At 63.4% G+C, this 22,342-nt stretch carries 24 protein-coding genes; 2 read left to right on the forward strand and 22 right to left on the reverse strand.

Going from position 1 to position 22,342, the window contains the following annotated elements:
* Positions 1-83 precede the first annotated feature (83 nt).
* Together AAGW23_RS16545 and hemE are read left to right on the forward strand one after the other, a co-directional pair.
* Positions 84-1,502 carry an FAD-dependent oxidoreductase gene (locus tag AAGW23_RS16545; protein ID WP_342407437.1) on the forward strand — a complete coding sequence of 473 codons (1,419 nt, stop codon included), beginning with the start codon at positions 84-86 and terminating at the stop codon, positions 1,500-1,502.
* 205 nt (positions 1,503-1,707) lie between these two features.
* A complete protein-coding gene (gene hemE / locus AAGW23_RS16550; protein ID WP_342407438.1) occupies positions 1,708-2,772 on the forward strand; it encodes a uroporphyrinogen decarboxylase in 1,065 nt (354 codons plus the stop codon).
* A gap of 45 nt (positions 2,773-2,817) precedes the next feature.
* Here the strand turns inward: hemE and AAGW23_RS16555 are convergent, their stop codons facing one another.
* The 22 genes from AAGW23_RS16555 to AAGW23_RS16660 form a co-directional block, all read right to left on the reverse strand.
* Positions 2,818-3,111, reverse strand: a complete 294-nt coding sequence (locus tag AAGW23_RS16555; RefSeq protein ID WP_342407439.1) for a hypothetical protein — start codon at positions 3,109-3,111, stop codon at positions 2,818-2,820.
* A gap of 141 nt (positions 3,112-3,252) precedes the next feature.
* Entirely contained in the window at positions 3,253-3,693 is a 441-nt protein-coding gene (locus tag AAGW23_RS16560; protein WP_200636344.1) for an excinuclease, read from the reverse strand.
* Between the two features lie 34 nt (positions 3,694-3,727).
* On the reverse strand, positions 3,728-4,954 hold the full coding sequence (locus AAGW23_RS16565) for a beta-ketoacyl-ACP synthase (RefSeq protein WP_342407440.1): 1,227 nt from the start codon (positions 4,952-4,954) through the stop codon (positions 3,728-3,730).
* A complete protein-coding gene (gene fabG / locus AAGW23_RS16570; protein ID WP_342407441.1) occupies positions 4,954-5,682 on the reverse strand; it encodes a 3-oxoacyl-ACP reductase FabG in 729 nt (242 codons plus the stop codon). Before fabG ends, AAGW23_RS16565 begins: the two co-directional genes overlap by 1 nt.
* Positions 5,679-6,131 carry a hotdog family protein gene (locus AAGW23_RS16575; RefSeq protein ID WP_342407442.1) on the reverse strand — a complete coding sequence of 151 codons (453 nt, stop codon included), beginning with the start codon at positions 6,129-6,131 and terminating at the stop codon, positions 5,679-5,681. Before AAGW23_RS16575 ends, fabG begins: the two co-directional genes overlap by 4 nt.
* A complete protein-coding gene (locus AAGW23_RS16580) occupies positions 6,128-7,318 on the reverse strand; it encodes a beta-ketoacyl-[acyl-carrier-protein] synthase family protein (protein WP_342407443.1) in 1,191 nt (396 codons plus the stop codon). Before AAGW23_RS16580 ends, AAGW23_RS16575 begins: the two co-directional genes overlap by 4 nt.
* On the reverse strand, positions 7,315-7,842 hold the full coding sequence (locus AAGW23_RS16585) for a DUF3261 domain-containing protein (RefSeq protein ID WP_342407444.1): 528 nt from the start codon (positions 7,840-7,842) through the stop codon (positions 7,315-7,317). Before AAGW23_RS16585 ends, AAGW23_RS16580 begins: the two co-directional genes overlap by 4 nt.
* Positions 7,839-9,092 carry an NAD(P)/FAD-dependent oxidoreductase gene (locus tag AAGW23_RS16590; protein WP_342407445.1) on the reverse strand — a complete coding sequence of 418 codons (1,254 nt, stop codon included), beginning with the start codon at positions 9,090-9,092 and terminating at the stop codon, positions 7,839-7,841. Before AAGW23_RS16590 ends, AAGW23_RS16585 begins: the two co-directional genes overlap by 4 nt.
* Before the next feature lie 148 nt (positions 9,093-9,240).
* Positions 9,241-11,580: a hypothetical protein gene (locus AAGW23_RS16595; RefSeq protein ID WP_342407446.1), complete on the reverse strand. Its 2,340-nt coding sequence runs from the start codon at positions 11,578-11,580 to the stop codon at positions 9,241-9,243.
* A complete protein-coding gene (locus tag AAGW23_RS16600) occupies positions 11,564-12,181 on the reverse strand; it encodes an outer membrane lipoprotein carrier protein LolA (protein ID WP_342407447.1) in 618 nt (205 codons plus the stop codon). Before AAGW23_RS16600 ends, AAGW23_RS16595 begins: the two co-directional genes overlap by 17 nt.
* Positions 12,181-12,606, reverse strand: coding sequence for an acyl-CoA thioesterase (locus AAGW23_RS16605; protein ID WP_342407448.1), 426 nt, complete (start codon positions 12,604-12,606; stop codon positions 12,181-12,183). The genes AAGW23_RS16600 and AAGW23_RS16605 overlap by 1 nt, the downstream gene beginning before the upstream one ends.
* Entirely contained in the window at positions 12,599-14,137 is a 1,539-nt protein-coding gene (locus tag AAGW23_RS16610) for an aromatic amino acid ammonia-lyase (RefSeq protein ID WP_342407449.1), read from the reverse strand. Before AAGW23_RS16610 ends, AAGW23_RS16605 begins: the two co-directional genes overlap by 8 nt.
* Positions 14,124-15,065 carry a glycosyl transferase gene (locus AAGW23_RS16615; RefSeq protein WP_342407450.1) on the reverse strand — a complete coding sequence of 314 codons (942 nt, stop codon included), beginning with the start codon at positions 15,063-15,065 and terminating at the stop codon, positions 14,124-14,126. Before AAGW23_RS16615 ends, AAGW23_RS16610 begins: the two co-directional genes overlap by 14 nt.
* On the reverse strand, positions 15,062-15,883 hold the full coding sequence (locus AAGW23_RS16620; protein WP_425540836.1) for a glycosyltransferase family 2 protein: 822 nt from the start codon (positions 15,881-15,883) through the stop codon (positions 15,062-15,064). The genes AAGW23_RS16615 and AAGW23_RS16620 overlap by 4 nt, the downstream gene beginning before the upstream one ends.
* On the reverse strand, positions 15,880-17,565 hold the full coding sequence (locus AAGW23_RS16625) for an AMP-binding protein (RefSeq protein ID WP_342407451.1): 1,686 nt from the start codon (positions 17,563-17,565) through the stop codon (positions 15,880-15,882). The genes AAGW23_RS16620 and AAGW23_RS16625 overlap by 4 nt, the downstream gene beginning before the upstream one ends.
* Entirely contained in the window at positions 17,562-18,098 is a 537-nt protein-coding gene (locus tag AAGW23_RS16630) for a hypothetical protein (RefSeq protein ID WP_342407452.1), read from the reverse strand. The genes AAGW23_RS16625 and AAGW23_RS16630 overlap by 4 nt, the downstream gene beginning before the upstream one ends.
* A gap of 126 nt (positions 18,099-18,224) precedes the next feature.
* Complete coding sequence (locus tag AAGW23_RS16635) at positions 18,225-18,482, reverse strand: acyl carrier protein (protein ID WP_342407453.1); 258 nt, start codon at positions 18,480-18,482, stop codon at positions 18,225-18,227.
* Position 18,483: 1 nt separating this feature from the next.
* Positions 18,484-18,756: a phosphopantetheine-binding protein gene (locus tag AAGW23_RS16640; protein ID WP_342407454.1), complete on the reverse strand. Its 273-nt coding sequence runs from the start codon at positions 18,754-18,756 to the stop codon at positions 18,484-18,486.
* Complete coding sequence (locus AAGW23_RS16645; RefSeq protein WP_200636370.1) at positions 18,737-19,546, reverse strand: lysophospholipid acyltransferase family protein; 810 nt, start codon at positions 19,544-19,546, stop codon at positions 18,737-18,739. Before AAGW23_RS16645 ends, AAGW23_RS16640 begins: the two co-directional genes overlap by 20 nt.
* Positions 19,522-20,241 (reverse strand): beta-ketoacyl synthase chain length factor, encoded by a 720-nt coding sequence (locus AAGW23_RS16650; protein ID WP_342407455.1) that lies wholly within the window; start codon positions 20,239-20,241, stop codon positions 19,522-19,524. Before AAGW23_RS16650 ends, AAGW23_RS16645 begins: the two co-directional genes overlap by 25 nt.
* 286 nt (positions 20,242-20,527) lie before the next feature.
* Positions 20,528-20,962 (reverse strand): thioredoxin TrxC, encoded by a 435-nt coding sequence (trxC, locus tag AAGW23_RS16655; RefSeq protein WP_342407456.1) that lies wholly within the window; start codon positions 20,960-20,962, stop codon positions 20,528-20,530.
* A gap of 86 nt (positions 20,963-21,048) precedes the next feature.
* The gene (locus AAGW23_RS16660) at positions 21,049-22,326 is read right to left on the reverse strand and encodes a bifunctional O-acetylhomoserine aminocarboxypropyltransferase/cysteine synthase (protein WP_342407457.1); all 1,278 of its coding nucleotides are present in this window, start codon (positions 22,324-22,326) and stop codon (positions 21,049-21,051) included.
* Positions 22,327-22,342: the final 16 nt, after the last annotated feature.

The following is a 22,342-nucleotide window of genomic DNA, read 5'->3' on the forward strand; positions in this document are numbered from 1 at the left end:
GATGTGCCTGAGGCTTGCCCCGCTCCGTGATTGTCACGCAGTCAGCAGCCTCGGGCTTGCGGCTGCCGTTAAGAGGTTTTGAAATGACTGAACGTCTGAATAACGACTTCCAGTTCATCGAAGTCGGGCGCAAGGATCCGAAGAAAAAGCTGCTGCGCCAGCGCAAGAAAGAGTTCGTCGAGATCTATGAACCCTTCAAGCCGCAGCAGGCTTGCGAGCAGGCCCACCGCTGCCTGGGTTGCGGCAACCCCTACTGCGAGTGGAAGTGCCCGGTTCACAACTACATTCCCAACTGGCTCAAGCTGGTTTCCGAGGGCAACATCCTGGCCGCGGCCGAACTGGCGCACCAGACCAACACCCTGCCGGAAGTCTGCGGCCGCGTCTGCCCGCAGGATCGCTTGTGCGAAGGCGCTTGTACGCTCAACGACGGCTTCGGTGCGGTCACCATCGGTTCGGTGGAAAAGTACATCGCTGACACCGCCTTCGCCATGGGCTGGCGTCCGGACATGTCCAAGGTCAAGCCGACTGGCAAAAAAGTCGCCATCATCGGCGCGGGGCCGGCCGGTCTGGGTTGCGCCGACGTACTGGTGCGCAGCGGCGTGACGCCCGTGGTGTTCGACAAGAATCCGGAAATCGGCGGGCTGCTGACCTTCGGTATCCCAGAGTTCAAGCTGGAAAAATCCGTTCTCAGTCGTCGCCGTGAAATCTTCACCGGCATGGGCATCGAGTTCCGCCTGAACACCGAAATCGGCAAGGACGTGACCATCGACCAGCTGCTCGCCGAATACGACGCCGTATTCATGGGCATGGGCACCTACACCTACATGAAGGGTGGCTTCCCTGGCGAAGACCTGCCGGGCGTGCATGATGCCCTGGATTTCCTGATCGCGAACGTCAACCGCAACCTCGGCTTCGAAAAGGCGCCGGAAGACTTCGTCGACATGAAGGGCAAGAAGGTTGTGGTGCTCGGCGGCGGCGACACGGCGATGGACTGCAACCGCACCTCCATCCGCCAGGGCGCCAAGAGCGTGACCTGTGCCTACCGGCGTGACGCAGCGAACATGCCGGGCTCGCGCAAAGAGGTGAAGAACGCCAAGGAAGAGGGCGTCAAGTTCCTCTTCAACCGGCAACCGATCGCCATCGTCGGCGAGGGCAAGGTCGAAGGCGTCAAGGTGGTCGAGACCCGTCTCGGTGCGCCGGACGCGCGCGGACGTCGTAGCCCAGAGCCAATTCCCGGTTCCGAAGAAGTATTGCCGGCAGATGCCGTGGTCATCGCCTTTGGTTTCCGCCCGAGTCCAGCTGACTGGTTTGAAGGCAAAAGCATTCAAACCGACAGCCAGGGCCGTGTAGTGGCACCGGAGATGGGCCAGTTCAAGCATCAGACCAGCAACCCGAAGATTTTCGCGGGCGGCGATATGGTGCGGGGCTCCGACCTGGTCGTTACGGCGATCTTCGAAGGCCGTCAGGCCGCTGAAGGCATCCTTGACTACCTGGAGGTCTGATTCGCCGTGTGGATAGGCGCTGCCGAATCACCAAGCCGCTTCACGGTGGCTGGTAAGCGTCGCATTCATCCTGGGCTTTACTTTGGAGCATGCCTCCAAACGGGCCTGACCTGAATCAAGCCCACGGATAAAAGGCACGGCGCTCGCCGTGCCTTTTGTTTTGCGCTTTGCGACAATGCCGCCACTTTTTTGCTGGAACCCAGACATGACTGCCTTGAAGAACGACCGCTTTCTCCGCGCCTTGCTCAAGCAACCTGTCGACGTCACCCCGGTGTGGATGATGCGTCAGGCCGGACGCTACCTGCCGGAATACCGAGCCAGCCGCAGCAAGGCCGGCGATTTCATGAGCCTGTGCATGAACCCCGAACTGGCCTGTGAAGTCACCCTTCAGCCGCTTGAGCGTTACCCGCTGGACGCGGCGATCCTGTTCTCCGACATCCTCACGGTGCCGGACGCCATGGGGCTCGGCTTGTACTTCGAGACAGGTGAAGGCCCACGTTTCAAGAAGGTCGTCAGCAACATGGCCGACATTGAGGCGCTGCCGATTCCGGATCCGGAGAAAGACCTGGGTTACGTGATGGACGCCGTGCGTACCATTCGCCGCGAGCTTAACGGCCGCGTTCCGTTGATCGGCTTTTCCGGCAGCCCCTGGACGTTGGCGACCTACATGGTCGAAGGCGGCTCCTCGAAGGACTTCCGCAAATCCAAGGCGATGCTCTATGAAAACCCGCACGCCATGCATGCGCTGCTGGACAAGCTCGCGCAGTCGGTGACCAGCTACCTCAACGGGCAGATCCTCGCCGGTGCCCAGGCGGTGCAGATTTTCGATTCCTGGGGTGGCAGCCTTTCCGCCGCGGCCTACCAGGAATTCTCTCTGGCCTACATGCAGAAGATTGTTGATGGGCTGATTCGCGAACATGACGGTCGCCGTGTACCGGTCATTCTGTTCACCAAGGGCGGCGGGCTGTGGCTGGAGTCCATGGCGGCAACCGGTGCCGAAGCACTGGGGCTGGATTGGACCTGCGACATCGGCGTCGCGCGTGCCCGCGTCGGCGACAAGGTTGCGCTACAGGGCAACATGGACCCCAGCGTGCTGTTCGCCAAGCCGGAGGCGATACGTGCCGAGGTCGGGCGCATCCTGGCCAGCTTCGGTCATGGTGACGGCCATGTGTTCAACCTGGGACACGGTATTACTCCGGAAGTCGATCCGGCCCACGCCGGCGCCTTCATCGAGTCGGTTCACGAACTCTCGGCGCAATATCACGCCTGACCCGATGCTGAAATGAAAAGAGCCGCTACTAGCGGCTCTTTTCATTCATGGCTGTTGGTGATGGCCCGGGGTGGTGCCCGGCTCGTGTTCATGGACCAGCTTGCTCACCCCGATATCGGTGATACCGATGACTTCCGCCTGTTCCAGAATTTTGCCCTCGTCAGCCCCCGCCTCTGGCATCACCAAGCTGTTTTCGGCATCGCCGTTGTGCAGTTCGATCAGATGCCGAGCGGCACTGGCTTGCGACATGCGCTCATGTTCCGAATCGACGAGATGGTTACGCGGCTCGTTCTGAAAGAGGTAGTTGAGTTCGAATGTGTGCGTTGGTTTGTCAAACATGGGCAACTCCTTGAGGTAACAGGGTCTGCAAATGTTGACTCTCGGGTCCAGTTATTCGTTCGGCAATGACGACAGCCGGATCGTCATCCTTGGGGTAAATGCACCGCCCGGTACCCCTAGAAGGGCCCGAGCGCTGTGGCGTTACTTGACCTTGGCCAGGCTGCCCTTGATTGCTACCCCTGCCATGATTGCGCCGGCATGGCACTCATATTTCTGGCTGTCTTTGTATTCGACGTGCTTGTAGTTGCTGGCGATGTCCACCACCGCATTGGCACCAGCCGCCTTGGCGGCCTGTTGCATGCTGATCAGCGCCGACTGCAGCGCCCAGCTGCAGGCACCTTCGTCGGTTTTGTTGAAGGCGTTGGTTTTCTTGCTGGTGGTCACGCCACTGCGGATGACCTGCGCGCCCTTCGGCGTCTTGCCCGCCAGGTAGAACTGCACGCTGCCATCGAGTTTGCCGGAGGCGGTTGCCTCGGCCACGACCTGCTCGAATGGCAGGTAGTGCGTGGTGTCGCGGGCCTGGCTGATTCCGGGTAATGCACAGAGCACCAGTGCTGCGCCGATCCATGTGTTTTTCTTCATTGCATTCTCCTTGCGGTGTTTTTGGTTGAAGGGGTCAAGCCCAGCGGCGAAATATCAATGAAGTGTTGATGCCGCCGAAGGCGAAGTTGTTGTTCATCACATATTCGTGCTGCATGGTGCGCGGCGCGTCGACGAGGTAGTCCAGTTCACCGCAGCGCGGATCAATGCTGTCCAGATTCAGGGTGTGAATGTAATGGTCGCGGTTCATCATTTCGATACTGAACCAGGACTCCAGCGCGCCGCAGGCACCTAGCGTATGGCCGAGAAAGCTCTTCTGCGAGCTGATTGGCATGCGGCTGCCGAACAGCGATTGAGTCGCCAGGGTTTCAGCAATGTCGCCCTGTTCGGTGGCGGTGCCGTGGCCATTGACGTAGCCGATGGCGTCGGGCTGTAGGCAGGAGTCTTCGAGGGCCAGCTGCATCGCGCGGCGCATGGTCTGCTGCTCCGGTTTGGTGGCGTGCTGGCCGTCCGCGTTGCTGCCAAAGCCGACCAGCTCGGCATGGATGGTGGCGCCGCGGGCCAAGGCATGCTCGAGTTCTTCCAGCACCAGCATGCCGGCGCCTTCGCCGATCACCAGGCCATCGCGGCCGGCGTCGTAGGGACGCGGAGACGTATGCGGCGCGTCGTTCTTCAGGCTGGTGGCATATAGCGCGTCGAAGACCATGGCTTCGGTGGCACAGAGTTCCTCGGCGCCGCCCGCAAGCATCATTGGCAGACGGCCGAACTTGATCGCCTCATAGGCGTAGCCTATGCCTTGGCTGCCGCTGGTGCAGGCACTGGACGTGGGAATGACCCGCCCAGTCAGGCCGAAGAAGATGCTGATATTCGCCGCTGTGGTGTGCGGCATCATGCGGATGTAGGAGTTGGCGTTGAGCCCGTCGGCCACCGAGTTGAGCAGCATGTTGCCGAAGGCCTTGATCTCTTCGGTACTGCCGGTGGATGAACCGCAGGCCACGCCCATGCGACCGTCGCGGATTGACGAGTCATCGAGCAGGCCCGCATCAGCAAGGGCCTGTTCGGCGGCCTTTACCGACAACTTCGACACCCGGCCCATGCTGCGCAGTTGCTTGCGCGTCCAGTGCTTAGGCACGGAGAAGTCATCCACCGGTCCCGCCAATCGGGTATTGAGTTCGGTAAACCGGTCCCACTCCGGCATGTAGCGAATGCCGCTGCGGTTGCTGCTGAAGTGAGCCTCGATGCTGGCCCAGTCGCTGCCCAGTGAAGTGATGCCGGCCATGCCGGTGACGACGACGCGTTTCATCAGCACAATCCGCCATTCACTGCCAGGACCTGCCGGGTGATGTAGCTGGCCTCGTCCGACATCAGGAAGTTGACCGCGCCGGCGACTTCCTCCGGGGTGCCCATGCGCTGTGCAGGGATCATCTTGAGCATTTCCTCGATGGGCAGGTCGTCATCGAGCATGTCCGTATCGATCAGCCCTGGCGCAACGCAGTTGACCGTGATGCGGCGCTTGCCGAGTTCGACGGCCAGCGCCTTGGCGGCGCCGATCACGCCCGCTTTGGACGCGCTGTAGTTGACCTGGCCACGGTTGCCGATCAGCCCCGATACGGAGGTGATGCAAACGATGCGGCCTGGCTGGCGACGGCGGATCATCGGCATGGTCAGGGGGTGCAGGACGTTGTAGAAGCCGTCCAGGTTGGTGCGCATGACCAGATCCCAGTCGTCTTCGGTCAAGGCCGGAAAGGCGCCGTCGCGGGTCAGCCCGGCATTGCAGACCACCCCGTAGTAGGCGCCGTGGGTTTCAACATCCGCTTCCAGATGTTCCCTGCATTGCGCGCGATCCGCGATATCGAACTGCAGGATGCGCGCGGCGCGGCCCATGTCCTGAATCTGCGCCTGCACGGTTTCCGCCTCGTCTCGTCGCGTTCGGCAATGGAGGACGAGGTCATGGCCACTTTGCGCCAAGCGCAAGGCAATGGCGCGGCCGATGCCGCGGCTGGAACCGGTGACAAGGATGGTTTTACTCATGGGGAAGGCTCTTGCAGATAGCTCGCCACTTCGGGCGGGCGGAACACGTTGAGACGCGCCTCGGCATGGATACCGGGCCCGTCGAGATGGCATTCGAACACGCCCATTCCGTTGTCATCCTGCAGCGAACGCAGCGCATGGATGCGTAACTGGCTGCCGGCCGGGAAGTGCTCGACATTGCATTGGAAACGGCGGGTGCCCAACAAAAAGCCCAGTTCCACTGGCTGCCCGGCCAGGCGTGCCTGGCAGCCGGCAAAGGCGGCGACCGTCTGCGCCATGATTTCGATGCCGGCCCAGGCCGGCAGGCTGCCGTCGGGCAGGTTGAGCAGGCCGGTGCTTTTGACCCGCAGGTGCGTCGTAATGCTATCCGCATCGAACGACTCGACCGCATCAAGCAGAATCATGTCTCCGGCGTGGGGCAGCAGTCCGGCGACTGGCCAATCGATCATGGTGCATCTCCCAGGATCAGGCTGATGTTGTTGCCACCAAAGGCAAAGGAGTTGCTCATCATGCGTCGTGGCCTGGTCGTCGCTGCCGTCACGGTGCCGGCTACTACGAGGTCCAGGCGCGGCAGTTCGGCATCTTGCTCGCCGTCCCAGCGATGCGGCGGCAGCCGCTGTGCAGGATTATGGTCGGACAGGGTCAGCCAGCAGAATGCCGCTTCCAGTGCGCCAGCGGCGCCCAGTGTATGACCGGTGAGCGGCTTGGTGGATGAGCAGGGCACACCCTTCGGAAATACCCTGGCCACAGCGTGGCTCTCCATCGCATCGTTATGCCGCGTGGCGGTGCCGTGCAGGTTCAGATAGCTGATCTGTTCGGCGAGGGTGTTGGCGCTGTTCAACGCTTTGTCCATTGACGCTATTGCGCCCTGGCCCTGCGGGTCGGGGGCTGAGATGTGGTGGGCATCGGAACTAGCGCCGCCTCCAAGCAGTGCAATCGGCGCGTGCTCTCGGGTCATCAGGAACACCGCAGCTGCTTCGCCAATGTTGATGCCGTCGCGGTTGACCGAAAAGGGATTGCAGACATGTGTGCTGGTCGCTTCCAGCGCGCTGAAGCCGCGCAGGGTCAGATCGCACAGGGTGTCGACGCCGCCACAGATCACCGCATCGCACACGCCCGCGTCGAGCAACCGTTTGCCGCTGAGCAGCGCGCGCGCACTGGACGTACAGGCCGTGGATATCGAGTAGCTCGGGCCGCTAAGCTGCAGCCGCTCGCTGACAAAGCTGGCCGGGGCGCTGAGCTCCTGATGATTGTAGTGATAGCTGGACGGGAGATGCCTGTCACGTGTCAGGCGGGCTATGCCCTCGATCGCTTCCTGAATACCCGAGGTACTGGTTCCCATGACTACGCCTACGCGGCTTGGGCCAAAGCGGGAAATCGCCTGGTGCACGTCGGCTTCGATTTCGTCCAGCGCGGCCAGCAGCAGCTGGTTGTTGCGGGTGACGTGCCGCAACGGTGCACTGACAAGCGCGGACAGCTCGCCGGAAACGGCGCCCACCGGCAGGCTGTGCCCGGCAATGGTTCTCGGATGTAGCCGCATACCCGAGTTGTCGCCTTCGAGCAGGCATTTGGCAACGTCTGCCTTGCCCCGTCCCAAGGCGCAAATCAGCCCGAGTGCATTGAGGTAGGCGGTCATCGTTGAGGCGGTCCGGGTGGGGCGATAGGCGCGACACGATAGGTCAGTGTCGGTCCGACGTCGAGTTCGAAACGTCCATTGTCCAAATAGCGAACCTGCCAGGACGCGGTATCTTGCGCCAATGATCGGCTGTGCTGTCGTAGCGTCCACGATCTGCCGGCATAGAGCGCGTCCAGTTGCTCGGCGGGGCTTAGTGCGAACAACAAGGCGGCAAACAGCGTGCGGGCTTCAGCATTGGGCGGCAGCAGCCCATCGGCTTGCCAGCGCCCATCCCGCAGCAACTGGCGCGCCAGCGGCACGCCCAGGGGCGTGAGCAGCGACCAACGCAAGGCTGCCTCTTCCTGCTGGATTACCAACAGCCAATCATCCATCTGGCCTTGCTGGTGACGCTGGACATGCAGCTGCATCGGCAACATCAGCCGTGGCGTATGGCTGGGCAGCGGCGGCTGTTGCGCGCAGGCACCGAGTAACAGCAGCAGCGACAGCCAGGTCAGCGATAAGAGGTAGGTCTTCAACGCAATCATGCGGGCGTCGGCGTGGCGCAGAGTTCGGCCAGTACCCGCAGGCGACGTCGGGGCTCGGCGACATAGGGGTTGCGGTTGTCCCAGGCGTAACCGGCCAGTATCGAACAGATCATTCGGCGAATCTCCGGCTGGGCACGTTCGTAGTAAATGACATCCTGAAAGCTGCCGTCGTACCAGCTCTCGACATAGGCGCGGAAGGTTTCCACGCCTCGCTTGAGCGGCGTCGAAAATTCGCTGTCCCAGTCCACTGACTCGCCACTCAGCTGTCGGTGCAATACCGCAGCCGCCATGCTCGCCGAGCGCATCGCAATGGTGACGCCGGATGAAAATACCGGGTCGAGAAACTCGGCCGCATTGCCCAGCAGGGCAAAACCGGGTCCGTGCAGCGCTTTGACGTTCGCCGAATAGCCATTGATCAGGCGTGCCGGCGTATCCCACTCAGCATGCTTGAGGATGCGCTTGAGGTTGGGGGCCTCCATCACGAACGCTTTGAGGCAGCTGTCCAGGTCCAGCGAACGTCCTTCGTAGCGCTCGGCACTGGCCACCACGCCCAGCGAGCAGCGGCCGTTGCTGAACGGGATGGTCCAGAACCATACGTCGCGCCATTCTGGGTGGGTGGTGATGAGGATCTTGTCGCGGTCGAAGTGTGGATCGTTGATGTTATCGGTGATGTGGGTAAACACCGCACGGCGAAGCGGAAAGCTCGACGGCGCTTCCAGATCGAGCAAGCGCGGCAGCACCCGGCCGTAGCCACTGGCGTCGAGGACAAATTCGGCCTCCAGCGCGTAGTCGCTACCGTCGAGGCGGCGCACCTGCAGACTCGGGCGCGGCCCGCCGAAATCCGCGGCGGTAATTTCCTCTTCGTAACGAATCTCGACGCCTTGCAGGGCAGCCTGGTCGGCCAGCAGTTGGTCGAAGTCCGCGCGCTGCACCTGATAGGTACTGCCGTGGCCCTCGGTAAATTTGTCGCGAAAATCGAAATCCGTATAGCGCTCGCCACAACCGAAGGCCGCCCCGTGCTTGGTCTGGAAACCTGCAGCCTGTACCGCCTCGAGCATGCCGGCTTCCTCGATGAAATCCAGGCAATGCGAGAGCAGGCTCTCGCCAATCGAAAAGCGCGGAAAGCGCTGTCGTTCGATGATCAGTACGTCGTGCCCCTGACGCTTGAGCAGCGCAGCGGCAATGGCCCCGGAAGGCCCGGCGCCAATAACGACAACGCGACGGTTTTCTGAATGCGGGGAAGCCTTCATGTAATCGACTCGACAAGGGTGACGGACACCGGTTGCTGCCGGCGGGTTGGGTAAAACGATTCGGTATCCAGGCGAACGTCGTGGCGTGGCCGCGCAGGAGTGCTGGCCCAGGCCTGGCGTGGGCATGACGCGGCGCGGCGCTGGACGGTCAAGATGCTGGGTCTCCGACGCGTTCTGCTGCCCACGGTGCGAGCAGAAAGGCAAAGACCAGGCCGATGCCCACCGCCAGGCCAAAGTTGCTGACGGCTGGCGTGCTGGACAAGGCCAGTAGACCGAAAGACAGCCAGGTGGTGGTGGCCGCGAGAAGCGTACCCACCAGGCTTACTGCGGCGCCGCCGATCTGCTCACGCATGAGAATCGCGTAATCGACGCCGATCGCCGTGACCAGCAGCAGACCGAACAGGCCAAACAGCGTCAACGGTTGGCCCAACCAGCCGAGGCAGGCCAGACTGCCCAGCGCCGCCAGCAACGGAACAGCCAGGCAGCGCAGCGCACCGCGCCAGCCAAATGGCAGGCATAGCAGGGCCAAGATGACCACGGCCGCCAGCACCTTGAGTAGCGCGGCCTGACGCTGGGTTTCAGCGAACAGACGGTTCAGGTCAGCGGGCCGGTCGACGAGTCGGACGCCGTCGATACCGTCGGCCAGGCCGTGCAGCGCCGAGCTGTCACGAAGTCCCTGAAGGCTGATCAGCCCGGCGACCGAGCCGTCGCTTCGGGTGCCCAGCCAGAGCGGGCGCCAAGGCTCGGCAAGCGGCCCGGCCAGCACCTGGTCGAGGCCGGTCACCGGGCGTGTCTCTAGATCGGTAAGTTCCTGTTCGAGTGCCCCGTTTGGCATGCCAAGCGCTCGCAATGGCTGGCTGTTCTCGAGCAAACGTGGCAAGGCGAGATGAAGGCTTTCCTGAGCAACGGTCGAGGCGGCCAGCTGACTCAGGGCCAGGTAGCCGTGCAGCGTTTGCTTCGCCACCAGCTCATCAAGGCGAATGCCTAGGGCTTCCTGGCGCTCCAATAATTCGTCGGTGGTTTTCGCGCTAACCAGGAAATACTGGCTGGTCGGCTCGAATCCGGTGATCTTGCCGATGCGCTCAGCCTGCTGTAGTAGCGTTGGCGCGCGGCTGGTCCACTGGCGCAGGTCATCCTTGAACGACACCTGGCTGATTCCGACCAGACAGAACGCCACGAAGCAGGCCAATAGCCAGCGCGAGGGGACGTGAATGAGCAGGCGGCGGCGCCAGTTCAGCGCGCGTTCAGCCCAGCTCAGCGGGGCGACCCAGGGCTGTAGCGGAACGTTCACCAACGAGGGCAGCAGGCAGGTGGCGCACGCGAAGGCGCCAAGCAGCCCCGCGGCAGAAAACACCGCGACCTGGCTCAGTGCCGGAAATGGCGTGAACGCCATGGCCAGATAGCCGATGACGTTGGTTGCCAGCGCCAGCGCGAGACCGGGCAGTGTCAGGCGCAAGGCCCGAAAGGCCTGCCATGGCTGCAATGTCCAGCTCTTGGACAGATAGTGCAGCGGAAAATCGATGCTCACTCCCACCAGGCTGGCCCCCAGCACCAGGGTTAGCACATGGATCTGGCCGAACAGTGCAACGCAGGCCGCGGCACCACTGAGCGCGCCGACCAGCACCGGCAGAGCGACCAGCAGGACGCGCGGCGTACGAAACAGCAGATGCAGCAAGGCGAGCGTAGCGACCAGCGAGACGCTGCCGATCAGGCTCGCTTCCTCTCGCGCCTGACGCTGTCCGTAGGCGGCATGGAGCACACCGCCAGCTGCGAGCAGCTCGCCCTGTTGAGCTTCGACCCAGCGGCGAGCGTCACGGACCTGATCGTCGACCAGCAACGGCAACTTGTCATCAAAGGCGTCGCCGTCGATCTGCGCGTGAATAACGGCCCAACGCTGACCGCCATGTTCGGCGACGAGTGCGCCATCAAGGCGCGGGTGGATATGGCCGGGTTGGGGCAGCCGCCGCTGCGCCAGGTCGGCCAAACCGAACCAGTCTTCTTCCACCGGCACCAGGCTTGTGCTTTCAAAGGGGCTGAACAGGCGCTGCAGGCGCTGTTGGATGAACGCTTCGGGTGAGGCAATCAGGGCTTCACGGCTGGCCCTGTCGAGCAATACCAGGCGTTGATCCAGTAATTGCTGGCGCAGCGCGGGCAAATCGGCCTGCACGGAGCGCCGAATCTGCGCAAACAGGCCGCTGGCCTTGAGGTTGCCTGCGACGTCCTTGGCCAGCGCGACGGCAGTGTCTTCGTCGTCATGCTGAACCAGCAGCATCAGGTCGCGATTCAGCGGTTCCTGCACGCGTTGCTCGGCAAGCTGCTCCAGCTCGCCAGGCGCCCCGCTGGGAAGCAACTGCAGCAGATTAGCGGTGACCGGCGGGCCATCGCGCCATTGCCATGCGGTCAACCCGACCAGTCCGAGCAGGGCTACAAAGAAGAATGAGGAGAGCCAGGCCGGCAGCCTGAGCGCATGATCAGTCGGCGAGGTCATGGTGCTCGCTGGGGCTCAACTGATGGTCGATCTGTAGGTCGGTCAGCTGCAGCAGGGTGCTGTCGCCTTGGGTTTCACGCAGCTCGATACGCTCGGCGGTGACGCTTCCCTGAATCAGAATGCTGGAGAAAATCTGCGCAAGCAGTGGCGCGCGCGGTGTAAGCGCCAACGTCCAGGCCTCTGCCGTTCCCGTCAGGTGCAACTTGAAATCGCGCTGCAAGGCTTCGGTATCGCCCTGCAGTACGGCCAGGAACAGCTCGTTCTGTCGCGATGCGGGCCCTTGCTGACGGGTCGGCTGCCAGCCGCTGGGCGTGCGTCGGGCGATTCCGGCAGCGCTGATGCGGTAATCCTGTTGCACCGGCGCTTGCAGCAACCAGAGCAGGCCGCTGTCGCGTGCCAGCACGAAGGTACCCACGCTGACCAGCGGCTGTGGCAGGGCGCGCAGGTGTTTTTCCTGCGTAAAGCGGCCGCGAACAACCGAGGGCTCGCGCAGTTGCAAACTGAGTTCGAGCAGGTCGAACGCATGGGCGCGGGTGGTCACGGCCAGCAGCAGGCCCAGGGCAAGCAATGTGCGCCAATACGGGCGGTCGGATCGGCGCATCACAGCAGTGCCCGCTCCACGGCATCGACCAGTACCTTTGGCGAGGCCAGCAGCATTTCGCGGCTGGCGATTTCCACGGCAACCTGAACGGTGCTGCCGCGGGTCATGCGCTCGCCGGTCTCGGCGTCGGTGATCAGGTAATTGATCTTCAGGCGGTTCTCCCACTCGACAAGATCGGCGCGAACAACGATGCGCTGATTGAAACGGGCGCCCCGCATGTAGCGCAGCTGCACGTCGATGATCGGCCAGGCATAACCGGCGACCTTCATCTGTACATAGTTGTGGCCGATGCGCTCGAGCAAGGCGCAGCGCGCCATCTCGAAATATTTGACGTAATGGCCGTGCCAGACGATGTCCATGGAGTCGACGTCGAAAAAGGGCACCAGCACTTCGATTTCTGCCTGCAGTACGCCGCCCTTACGCATACAACCCCCAGTGCTGTGCGCGAATACGCAGGAGGCACAGGCGCAGCTCGCCTTCCAGCGCACGGTCTTCGATCAGCGGTGGGAAGTCTTCGCCAAGGGCTTCGTGCATCCGTGCGATCGGTGCCGGTAGTGTCCGCGCCGCTGGCTGACGTTGGCGCAGCCAGACGCCCTGGTTTGCGGCAATCAACGTGGCAGCCGCCACCTGCTCGGTCAGTTCCAAACTACGCAATGCGTCGCGCGCGGCAATGGTGCCCATGCTGACCTTGTCCTGGTTGTGGCACTCGGTCGAGCGCGAAAAGACGCTGGCCGGCATGCTGTTTTTCAGAGCCTCGGCGGTCCAGGCGCTGGCGCCAATCTGCACCGCCTTGAAGCCATGGTTGATCATCGCCGTGGCAGCCGGCGCGCCAGAAAGGTTGCTTGGCAAGCCGTGGTTGTAACGAGTGTCGACCAGCAGCGCCAGTTGCCGGTCGAGGAGGTCGGCGACGTTGGCAACGAGGTTCTTCAGGCTGTCCATGGCAAAGGCGATGTGCCCGCCGTAGAAGTGCCCGCCGTGCAGCACGCGCTCGTTGTCGGCGTCGATGATCGGATTGTCATTGGCGCTGTTCAATTCGGTTTCGATGAATTGCCGCAGCAGGCCTAGGCTGTCGGCCAGCACGCCGAGCACGTGCGGCGCGCAGCGCAGTGAGTAGCGGTCCTGCAGGCGATGCAGCGGCGCGGTGGGTGCATCGATGGCAAGGTCCTGACGAATCCAGGCGGCCACCTGGGTCTGCCCCGGGTGCGGCTTGGCCGCGAACAGGCGCTCGTCGAAATGCTCGGGATTGCCTTCCAGTGCGATGACGTTGAGCGCGGTGATCCGGGTCGCCAGTTTCAGCAGGTAATCGGCGCGGGCATAGGCGAGGCAGGCCAGGCCGGTCATCACCGCCGTGCCATTCATCAACGCCAGGGCTTCCTTGGGGCGCAGGGTCAGCGGCGTCCAGCCAAGCTGGCGGTGTACCTCGGCGGCGCTGCGGCGCTCGCCGCGATACATCACCTCTCGCTCGCCAGCCAGGGTTGCCGCGACATAGGACAGCGGCGTCAGGTCACCGCTGGCGCCGACCGAGCCTTCTTCGGGGATCAGCGGCAGCACGTCATGTGCGAGGAACGCCTGCAAACGCTCGAGCAACTCGATGCGCACCCCGGACATGCCGTGGGTCAGCGAGCGCAGGCGCGCAGCCAGGACTGCGCGCGTGGCTTCGGCGTCGAGCAGCTTGCCAAGGCCGCAGCCGTGGAAGGTAAACAGGTGCTGCGGCAGTGCCTCGACCTGGTGCAGCGGCACCGCCACTACGCAGGAATCCCCGTAGCCGGTGGTCACGCCGTAGATCACGCCTTCGCGGTCGAGCAGGGTATCGAGAAACTGCGCGCCGCGGGCGATCCGCTCGCGGAACGCCGTGTCGGTCTGCAGCTGGGCGGGCGCACGGCCCTGGGCGACGGCCAGCAGGTCTTCGATACGCAGGTGGTGTTCACCAAAGATCACGGGCTCAGCGTTGTTCATGGGTGTTCCAGAAAGGGTAGAAATTGAACCACTGCAAAGGGGCTTCCAGACAGCGTGCCGCCAGTCGATCAGCGTAGCGCTGCACCCACGCCTGCACCACGGCGTCGCGCTGGCCACGGCGCCATTCGACGCGATCGGCGAAGGGCTCCAGATGGACATGGAATTGCCCTGCATGTTTCAGGCAGAACAACAGATTCGCCGGGCACTGCAGCAGGCCGGCCAGTAGCCAGGGTCCCTGTGGAAACGCGGCCGGCTGGCCAAGAAAGTCAGCGGTGGCAATGCGCACGCCCTGCAGCGGCACCCGGTCACCGGCAATGGCCAGCCATTCGCCCTGATCCAGCCGGTGGGACAGCTCCATCATGATCGCCGGGTCCAGCTCGCTGACCTGAATCAGCCGCAAGTTGCTGGCACCGGATTCACCCAGCAAGCGGTTGAACTGCTCGGCGTGACGCGTGTGCACCAGGACATTCATCTTGACCTTGCGGCCCATCTCCGCCAGGGCCCGGCAGATCTCCAGGTTGCCCAGGTGCGAGCCGACCAACAGCTGGCCGCGCGGCGCCTTGAGGTCCGCGTGCAGGTCGGCGCTGTCGTGCAGCACCAGTCGATCCAGTGCCAGGCGGCCGCCCCAGACATCGAGTTTGTCCAGCAAGGCATCGGCGAAGGCCATGAATTGGTGATAGACCGAGCGCCAGCCAGGCGTCAGGTCGGCGCGGCCGCTATAGGTCGCAAGGTTCCGCTGGTACTGCCAGGCGCTCTGCCGCGCGCTGCGGTTGAACAGGTAGAAATACAGCACGATCAGGTACAGCAGCGGCGCCATGGCGCGTCGGCCAAGCAGGCGCACGGCCCAGGCCGTCAGCTTCATCAAGGCATAGCTGCCGCGTTCGCGGTGCGCGGCCCAGTGCGAGCCGGCCGCGGCTTTTTCGCTCATCGACACAGCCGCCGCCAGAGCAATGCGGGCGCTCGCATGAGCATGCCGCCAAACAGTCGCGCGTGCATCGACGAGATCAGCAGGTTGTCGTGCCAGAGGCGAAAATGCGAAATCCCACCGACTGGATAATGTACCCGCGTCGGCAGCCAGACCATCGGTTGCTCACGCCAGTGCAGCCGCACCAGGATTTCCGTGTCGAAGTCCATGCGCTGCCCCAGCCTCGTCGTGTCGAGCAGGGCGAGCGTTGGCTGCAGCGGGTAGATACGGAAGCCGCACATGGAGTCGCGAATCGACAACGACAGGGTGTTGATCCAGACCCAGACATGGGTCAGGTAGCGGGCATAGAGGCGCCCTTTGGGCACGCTCGAATCGTACTGGGGATAGCCACAGATCAGCGCATCCGGCGCCTGGCTGGCGCGGTCGAGAAACAGCGCCACGCCTCCGAGGTCGTGTTGGCCGTCGGCATCGACCTGCAAGGCATGGCTGAAGCCCAGGCGCACTGCTTCGCGCAGGCCGGAGGCCACCGCAGCGCCTTTGCCCTGATTGCGACGGTGGCGAAGCAGGTGCACCAACGGATGCTCAGCCAGCTCATCGATAACCGCTGCTGCGGCCGGGCTGGAGCCGTCATCGACGAGCACGCACGGCAGGTCTTCGGCGAGTAACGCCTGAACGACAGCGGGCAGGCTGGCCTCGTGGTTGTACACCGGCACCACCGCGCAGGGCTTGAACCAGTCGTCAATCGCTAGCGACAACTGTTGATGGCTTTCTGTAACGGGCACGGTCGCCATCGCAGGCTCAAGCGGGGTTAGCGTGGTCACAGTGGATCTCCCAACAGAATGCGGCCGGACGAGCAGGGCGCATCTCCCTCGCCGTTGCGGTATGCGAAATGCAGCTTGCTGCGCTCGCGGTCGAAGCGAAGCGTCAGGCTCAACCGATCACCCGGACGGGCAAGCTGTTGGAACTTGAGCACTTCCATGCCCTGAAAGCGTGGCGGAAGGTCGGCGATCAGCTCGCGGGCAAGGCCGATGGCCCAGTCGATTTGCACCACGCCGGGCAGAACCGGGGTTTGAGGAAAGTGCCCGGTGAAGTGCGCCAGGTCCGGCGGAATGGCCAGCTGGAGCTGCCATTGATCCCCTTCCTGCAAAACGCTGAGCCGCTCGGGCTGCAGCGGTCTGGGCGCGAGCAACAGCGAGTCGAGCTGCGCCTGGGGGAGCTTGCCCTGGCTGTTGACCGGCAGGCGGGTCACCAGCCGCCAGCGACGCGGCAAGGCCAGCGCTTCGCAGTGCTTCGCCAGGTGCTTGCGCAGCGTTTCGGTCAGTGCGCGCCGCCCCCCGTTGCGCAGTGCATGCAGGCCCGCCTCACTGAGCGCAACTAGCGCCGCGAGGTAGGCACGATTTTCAGTGATGACGCCGAGTTTCGTATCGCTGACAAACGGGTGTTCGGCCAGCGCCGCTTCCAGCATCGGTAGGGAGATGCGCTTCTCTTCAAGCTTGACGATGCGGTCCAGTCGACCAAGCAATTCGAAGCGCCCGTCCGCCTCGATGCGCGCGGCATCCGCCGTCTGTTCGATCTGCCCTGGCGGCAGGCAGGGCGAAGCGATGCGCAACGCGCCCTGATAATCCTGGCTCAACTGGACGCCGGTGAAGGGTTGCCAGAGCATTCCGCCCTGGCGCCAGGCGATGCCGCCGGTCTCCGAGCTGCCGTAGATTTCTGTCGGCAGCTGACCCAGGCGTTGCTCCAGTCGCTGCGATGCCTCGGTATCCAGGGCTCCGCCCGAGGAAAAGACCCGGCAAACGCTGCGCAACGCCGGCCAGTCGAGGTTGTCCCCCATCCGTTTGAGCAACGCCGGGCTGGCCACCCAGCAGAAACGCGGATGCTGACGGCTGGCCAGCTGGATATCTTCTGAAAATGGCTGTGCGCGGCGCAGAAAAGGCCGGCCAGCGCACAATGGCCAGAGCACCCGGAACAGCAATCCATAGATGTGCTGCGCGGCGACGCTGGCGATCACGCAGGCGTCGCCGAGGTCGGCTCCCCAGCAGGCTTCGAGCGTTTCCACCTCGTTCGCCAGCTGGCGCAGGCGTTTTTCGATCAGCTTCGGTTCGCCACTGGAGCCAGACGTGCATAGCAGCAGTCGGCACCCGTCCAGATCCAACTTCGCCCCTTCCACCGGCTCGGCGAACAGTTCCGACAGACGCACATCGCCGTCCAGGTCCGTCAGCCACAGGTCAGCCTGATGGGCCAGGCGCGCGCGGCTGGCAGGCTGCAGGTCGGCCGGCAGCAGCACGGTTACCCCAGCTCGCCAGGCGCCGAGCAACGCAACGGCAAGCTCGGCAGCATCCTCCAGATGAACAGCCAGCCGGGCCACCCCACGGTTGCGCAGCCCGGCCGCCAGGCGCAGCGCTTGCTGGCGCAGCTCGGCATGATCAAGGGAGGGGTTGAGGGCAACCGGGCGCGACCTGGGGGTCTGGTCGAGCAGGTGTTCGAGGGCAATCCAGTTCATGTCGCGTTCCTGATGCGCTGGCGGACACACCACTCCCCGGCAAACAGCAGCCCCATCAGCAGATAGGCGATCAATCCGGTGTACAGCGTCCACCAGCTCAGCGGTGCCCAGAGTGCCAGGCCGCTGGCGATGCCTGCATTAATGATGAAATAACCTAGCCAGACCCAGGTGACCTGGCGTGTATAGCGTATCGCCGCGGGCGGGAGGTCGGGTTCGCTGAGCCGTGCCAGGCGCTCGATGATCGGCATTCCCGTGCAGAGACTGCCGGCAAACAGGCCGAACAGGGCCAGGCTGATGAGCACGGGGTACCAGCGCAACAAGGCGGGCTCGCCCGCCAGTCCGAGCAGCAGGCAGAACAGCAGTGCGCTTGCGGCCATCGTGTAGTTCAGCGGCGTCTGCTTTCCGCTAAGCAGTTTGGCCACCCAGAGCGCGCCAAGCAGAACGGCAAACAGGCGAGGCGACAGGTGCTCCAAACCCAGGTACACGGCGAACGGGTAGGCGAGGCCGACGAGCAACAGGCCCAGCCCTGTCATTCGGCTCGCGTTCGCCTTAGCTGTTCGTGTGGGAGGTTGCATCATGCCGTCCATTTTTGCGCATAAAAGGCGTGATCCAGGAAGCGCTGGGCCCCCCGGACATGCTTGTTCGGTTGATCGAGAGGCTCAGGCCGGCTGAGCGTTCACCAGTCGATAGACCGCTTCGACGACATCGCCCACGGTCCGTACCGACTTGAACTCCTCTGCGGCAGTCTTCTTGCCCGTCTGGCGCTTGATGTGATCGATCAGGTCGACGGCGTCGATGCTGTCGATCTCCAGGTCCTGATAAAGGTTGGCGTCCAGGCTGATCCGCTCGGGTTCGAGTTCGAACAGTTCGACCAATGCATCGCGCAGGGTCTGGAAGATCTCGTTGCGGCTTTCCATTTCAGGCCTCCTCGGTGACGGCGCGGTTGGCGCTGACGTAGGCGGTCAGGCTGTCGATACTGGCGAAATGCTTGCGGGTGTCTTTGGCGTCAGCGTCGATCTTGATGCCGAAGCGCTTCTGGATCGCCAGACCCAGCTCCAGTGCATCGACCGAATCCAGCCCGAGGCCGTCGCCGAACAAAGGCTGATCGGCGGCTATGTCGTCCGGGCCTAGGTCTTCCAGACCGAGGGCGTCGATGATCAGTTGCTTGATTTCAAGCTGCAGTTGGCTCATCGAGTGCGAGCTCCTTTATGAAGTGTCGGTGCAGATGATCGTTGAGTTGCCGCGAAGCGAGGGGTGCTGCGCCACGCGAAGCGAACACCTGCGGGTCGATATCCTCACCGACGCGCAGATGGAAATGAAAACGTCTCGCCGGAATGCGATACCAGGGCTCGGCCTTGGTGAGGGTGGTGGGCGTCACGCTGATCACTACCGGTGTCACCAGGCGCGCACCGCGCAGAGCGATGGCCGCCGCGCCGCGGTGAAATTGCGGTGCCTGGCCGGGCGTGGTGCGCGTGCCTTCGGGAAAGATGATCAGGGTCTGGCCCTGGCGCAGCGCGTCTGCAGCTTCATCCAGCATCTCGGCGCTGCCGTTGTTGCTGATGTACTGAGCCGCCCGGATCGGTCCACGGGTGAAGGGGTTGTCCCACAGGCTCTGCTTGACCACACAGTTGGCATCGCGAATCAGCGCGATCAGCACCACCACGTCGATCAGCGAAGGGTGGTTGGCGATCACCAGCTGCCCTGGGCGGCCGAGGCGTTCGGCGCCCTCGACCTCGTAGGTCAATACGCCGCTGCGATACATGAACTGAACGAACAGCCAGAACAGCCGGCTTACGGTCTGGCGCGCCCGACGGCGGTGTTCGGCTTTATCGCCGGGCAGCAGCGCCAGCAGCGGGAACACGATCAGGCGCAGACAGAGCCCGCCGACGCCGAACAGCATGAACGACAGGCCGGTCGCGACCAGGCGCCATAGCCATGGGGCGCTGTATCGACGGTTCAATGGGGCTGCTGCCAGTTCCATTGGCGGCTCCCCCATTGGTGTTGCAAGGTCGGTTGGTTGTTGAGCAGCGCACGGACCAGGTTGATCGCATGCGGATGAACGGTGCAGATCGGGGTTGGCTCGGCGGCGCCGAGACTTAACTGCCAGGCCTGGCCCGGCTTGAGCAACAGTGCCACGGCATAGGGAAAGCTGACGTCGTTGATCCAGGGCGCGTACACCGCCGGGGGCTGGTCTTCGGCGATCACCACCAGTACCTCCGGGGCACCTTCGCCGAGCAACAAGGTGGCTTCGAGCACAGCGTGTTCCAGCCCATCCCCTTCGGCGGCAAGCGCCGTCATTTCGCAGGTGTTGTGCTGATGAATGGACCAGAGTCCAATGATCGCGTTGTGCACTGATAGGCTGAATTGTGTCGGTGAAAGCGGCTCTTCACTGGCCAGGTCGTTGAGGATGGCGAAGGTCCGCGCGGTCTCGCCGTGACGGGACGCATAGACCAGGGGCATTGGCGGTCGGCCGGTCGCCAGCGGCGTGGCCACGGCGAAGACCATGCGCGCCAGGCGGCTCAGGCGGCGACGTTGCATGGCTGGCAGGAAGCTGACATCCGGCTGTACGTCATCGTTTTCGAGCGCGCGCGGGTCCCGGGCCCATTTGGCCCAGTCGTCAGTGCTCGCCAGGCCTGGAGCCCAAGCCTGCCATTGATCGATTTCGAATTGAATCACGCTGAACTCACCGGCTCATCCTCGAGCCTTGTTATTGGCGTGTCGACGTCCCTGTACAGCGACTATCGGTAAATGTCTGCCGTGAAAACGGCGGCATTATCCAATCGCGGTGGAACCTAGGCAAACGTTGCGTGAAATATCCAGATAAAAGGCAGGCCTAATGCACGGAACTGTGAGTCGAATCCAGTGGTCTGTTCAAAGTTTTGCTGAGTGAAGTCGGGGCTTCTTTCGGCTGCCGACCCTTTATCCAGGCGCGGCAGCCTAACAGGCCCACGGACGGCATCCGTCATATACCGTGCTGCTGCAGCCAGGTCAGCAACTGCGGCAATGGCATCGCACCGCTTTGGCGTGCGACCTCCTGGCCTTGCTTGAACAGGATCAGACTGGGAATCGAGCGAATGCCGAGCTGGCCAGACAATTGCGGATTGGCCTCGCTGTCCAGTTTGGCCAGTCGGCAGCGGCCTTGCAGTTGAGTGGCCGCCTGGCTGAAGACCGGGGCGAAACTGCGGCACGGGCCGCACCAGCTGGCCCAGACATCCACCAGCAGTGGCAAATCACCCTTGATCTGGTTGGCGAACTGGCTCTGCTGCAACTCGAACGGCGTAGGAGGCAACGCCTCCGACTTGCAACGTCCGCAGCGCGGCGCGTCATGCAGTCGGTCGGCGGGGAGGCGGTTGAGGCTGGCGCAGTGTGCGCAGGGGATGATCAGCGAGTCGGTCATGGCGAGGCTCCACAGCGGTCTGTCGCAGTAATGTGGAGCCTCGCTGGCCGATATCAAGCCGTGGCGGCGGCGTTGGGCTGCTGGCTTTAGCCCTTGGCGGCGCTCAGGGCCTGGGTCAGGTCGGCGAGGATGTCGTCGATGTGCTCGATGCCGATGGACAGGCGGATCAGGTCCTGGGAAACGCCCGCTCGGGCGAGTTCTTCGGCATTCAGCTGGCGGTGCGTGGTGCTGGCGGGGTGGCAGGCCAGCGACTTGGCATCGCCGATGTTGACCAGCCGCACGATGAGCTTGAGCGCATCGATGAAGCGCGCCCCGGCTTCCATGCCGCCCTCGATGCCAAAGCAGAGAATCGACGCCGGTGTGCCGTTCATATAACGGCGCGCCAATGCATGCTCCGGATGATCGGCCAGGCCGGCATATTTAACCCACGCCACCTGCGGGTGTGCCTGGAGGAATTCGGCCACCTTCATTGCATTCTCGCAGTGACGCTCCATACGCAGCGCCAGCGTCTCCAGCCCTTGCAGGATCAGGAAGGAATTGAACGGCGAAATCGCCGCGCCCATGTTGCGCAGCGGTACCACCCGGCAGCGACCGATGAACGCGGCGGGGCCGAAGGCCTCGGTGTAGGTGACGCCGTGATAGGACACATCGGGCGTGTTGAGCAGCGCGAAGCGCGCCTTGTGCTGCGCCCAGGGGAATTTGCCGGAATCGACGACGATGCCGCCAATGCTGGTGCCGTGGCCGCCCATGTACTTGGTCAGCGAATGCACGACGATATCGGCGCCATGCTCGATGGGCCGGCAGAGCATCGGTGTGGCGACCGTGTTATCGACGATCAGCGGCACGCCGTGGCGGTGCGCGGCATCGGCCAGTGCCTGGATGTCGATGATGTTGCCCGCCGGGTTGCCGATGGACTCGCAGAACACCGCCTTGGTCTTGTCGTCGATCAGCGCCTCGAGCGCGGCGATGTCGTCATGGGCGGCAAAGCGCACCTCGATGCCCTGGCGCGGCAGCGTGTGCGCGAAGAGGTTGAAGGTGCCGCCGTAGAGCTTCGCCACCGAGACGATGTTGTCGCCCACTTCGGCAATGGTCTGGATGGCATAGGTGATTGCCGCCATGCCTGACGCCACAGCCAATGCCGCCACACCGCCTTCCAGTGCCGCGACGCGCTGCTCGAGCACATCGGTGGTGGGGTTCATGATGCGCGTATAGATGTTGCCGGGCACCTTCAGGTCGAACAGGTCCGCGCCGTGCTGGGTGTCGTCGAAGGCATAGGAAGTGGTCTGGTAGATCGGCACGGCCACGGCGCGCGTGGTCGGGTCCGGGCTGTAACCGGCATGGACGGCGAGGGTTTCCCGCTTCATGGGGCGCTCCTTGTTC

This window comes from Stutzerimonas chloritidismutans (assembly GCF_038562055.1).
Classification (GTDB): Bacteria; Pseudomonadota; Gammaproteobacteria; order Pseudomonadales; family Pseudomonadaceae; genus Stutzerimonas; species Stutzerimonas chloritidismutans_A.

Excerpts from the sequence above, each read along its gene's own strand:
- AAGW23_RS16600 (WP_342407447.1), bottom strand. The coding sequence starts at position 12,181 with ATGCGCCGATCCGACCGCCCGTATTGGCGCACATTGCTTGCCCTGGGC.
- fabG (WP_342407441.1), bottom strand. The coding sequence starts at position 5,682 with ATGAGTAAAACCATCCTTGTCACCGGTTCCAGCCGCGGCATCGGCCGC.
- AAGW23_RS16595 (WP_342407446.1), bottom strand. The coding sequence starts at position 11,580 with ATGACCTCGCCGACTGATCATGCGCTCAGGCTGCCGGCCTGGCTCTCC.
- AAGW23_RS16565 (WP_342407440.1), bottom strand. The coding sequence starts at position 4,954 with ATGAAACGCGTCGTCGTCACCGGCATGGCCGGCATCACTTCACTGGGC.
- AAGW23_RS16545 (WP_342407437.1), top strand. The coding sequence starts at position 84 with ATGACTGAACGTCTGAATAACGACTTCCAGTTCATCGAAGTCGGGCGC.
- AAGW23_RS16590 (WP_342407445.1), bottom strand. The coding sequence starts at position 9,092 with ATGAAGGCTTCCCCGCATTCAGAAAACCGTCGCGTTGTCGTTATTGGC.
- AAGW23_RS16625 (WP_342407451.1), bottom strand. The coding sequence starts at position 17,565 with ATGAACTGGATTGCCCTCGAACACCTGCTCGACCAGACCCCCAGGTCG.
- AAGW23_RS16575 (WP_342407442.1), bottom strand. The coding sequence starts at position 6,131 with ATGATCGATTGGCCAGTCGCCGGACTGCTGCCCCACGCCGGAGACATG.
- AAGW23_RS16660 (WP_342407457.1), bottom strand. The coding sequence starts at position 22,326 with ATGAAGCGGGAAACCCTCGCCGTCCATGCCGGTTACAGCCCGGACCCG.
- AAGW23_RS16555 (WP_342407439.1), bottom strand. The coding sequence starts at position 3,111 with ATGTTTGACAAACCAACGCACACATTCGAACTCAACTACCTCTTTCAG.
- AAGW23_RS16605 (WP_342407448.1), bottom strand. The coding sequence starts at position 12,606 with ATGCGTAAGGGCGGCGTACTGCAGGCAGAAATCGAAGTGCTGGTGCCC.
- AAGW23_RS16635 (WP_342407453.1), bottom strand. The coding sequence starts at position 18,482 with ATGGAAAGCCGCAACGAGATCTTCCAGACCCTGCGCGATGCATTGGTC.
- AAGW23_RS16640 (WP_342407454.1), bottom strand. The coding sequence starts at position 18,756 with ATGAGCCAACTGCAGCTTGAAATCAAGCAACTGATCATCGACGCCCTC.
- AAGW23_RS16630 (WP_342407452.1), bottom strand. The coding sequence starts at position 18,098 with ATGACAGGGCTGGGCCTGTTGCTCGTCGGCCTCGCCTACCCGTTCGCC.
- trxC (WP_342407456.1), bottom strand. The coding sequence starts at position 20,962 with ATGACCGACTCGCTGATCATCCCCTGCGCACACTGCGCCAGCCTCAAC.
- AAGW23_RS16615 (WP_342407450.1), bottom strand. The coding sequence starts at position 15,065 with ATGAGCGAAAAAGCCGCGGCCGGCTCGCACTGGGCCGCGCACCGCGAA.
- AAGW23_RS16645 (WP_200636370.1), bottom strand. The coding sequence starts at position 19,546 with ATGGAACTGGCAGCAGCCCCATTGAACCGTCGATACAGCGCCCCATGG.
- AAGW23_RS16610 (WP_342407449.1), bottom strand. The coding sequence starts at position 14,137 with ATGAACAACGCTGAGCCCGTGATCTTTGGTGAACACCACCTGCGTATC.
- hemE (WP_342407438.1), top strand. The coding sequence starts at position 1,708 with ATGACTGCCTTGAAGAACGACCGCTTTCTCCGCGCCTTGCTCAAGCAA.
- AAGW23_RS16585 (WP_342407444.1), bottom strand. The coding sequence starts at position 7,842 with ATGATTGCGTTGAAGACCTACCTCTTATCGCTGACCTGGCTGTCGCTG.
- AAGW23_RS16580 (WP_342407443.1), bottom strand. The coding sequence starts at position 7,318 with ATGACCGCCTACCTCAATGCACTCGGGCTGATTTGCGCCTTGGGACGG.
- AAGW23_RS16560 (WP_200636344.1), bottom strand. The coding sequence starts at position 3,693 with ATGAAGAAAAACACATGGATCGGCGCAGCACTGGTGCTCTGTGCATTA.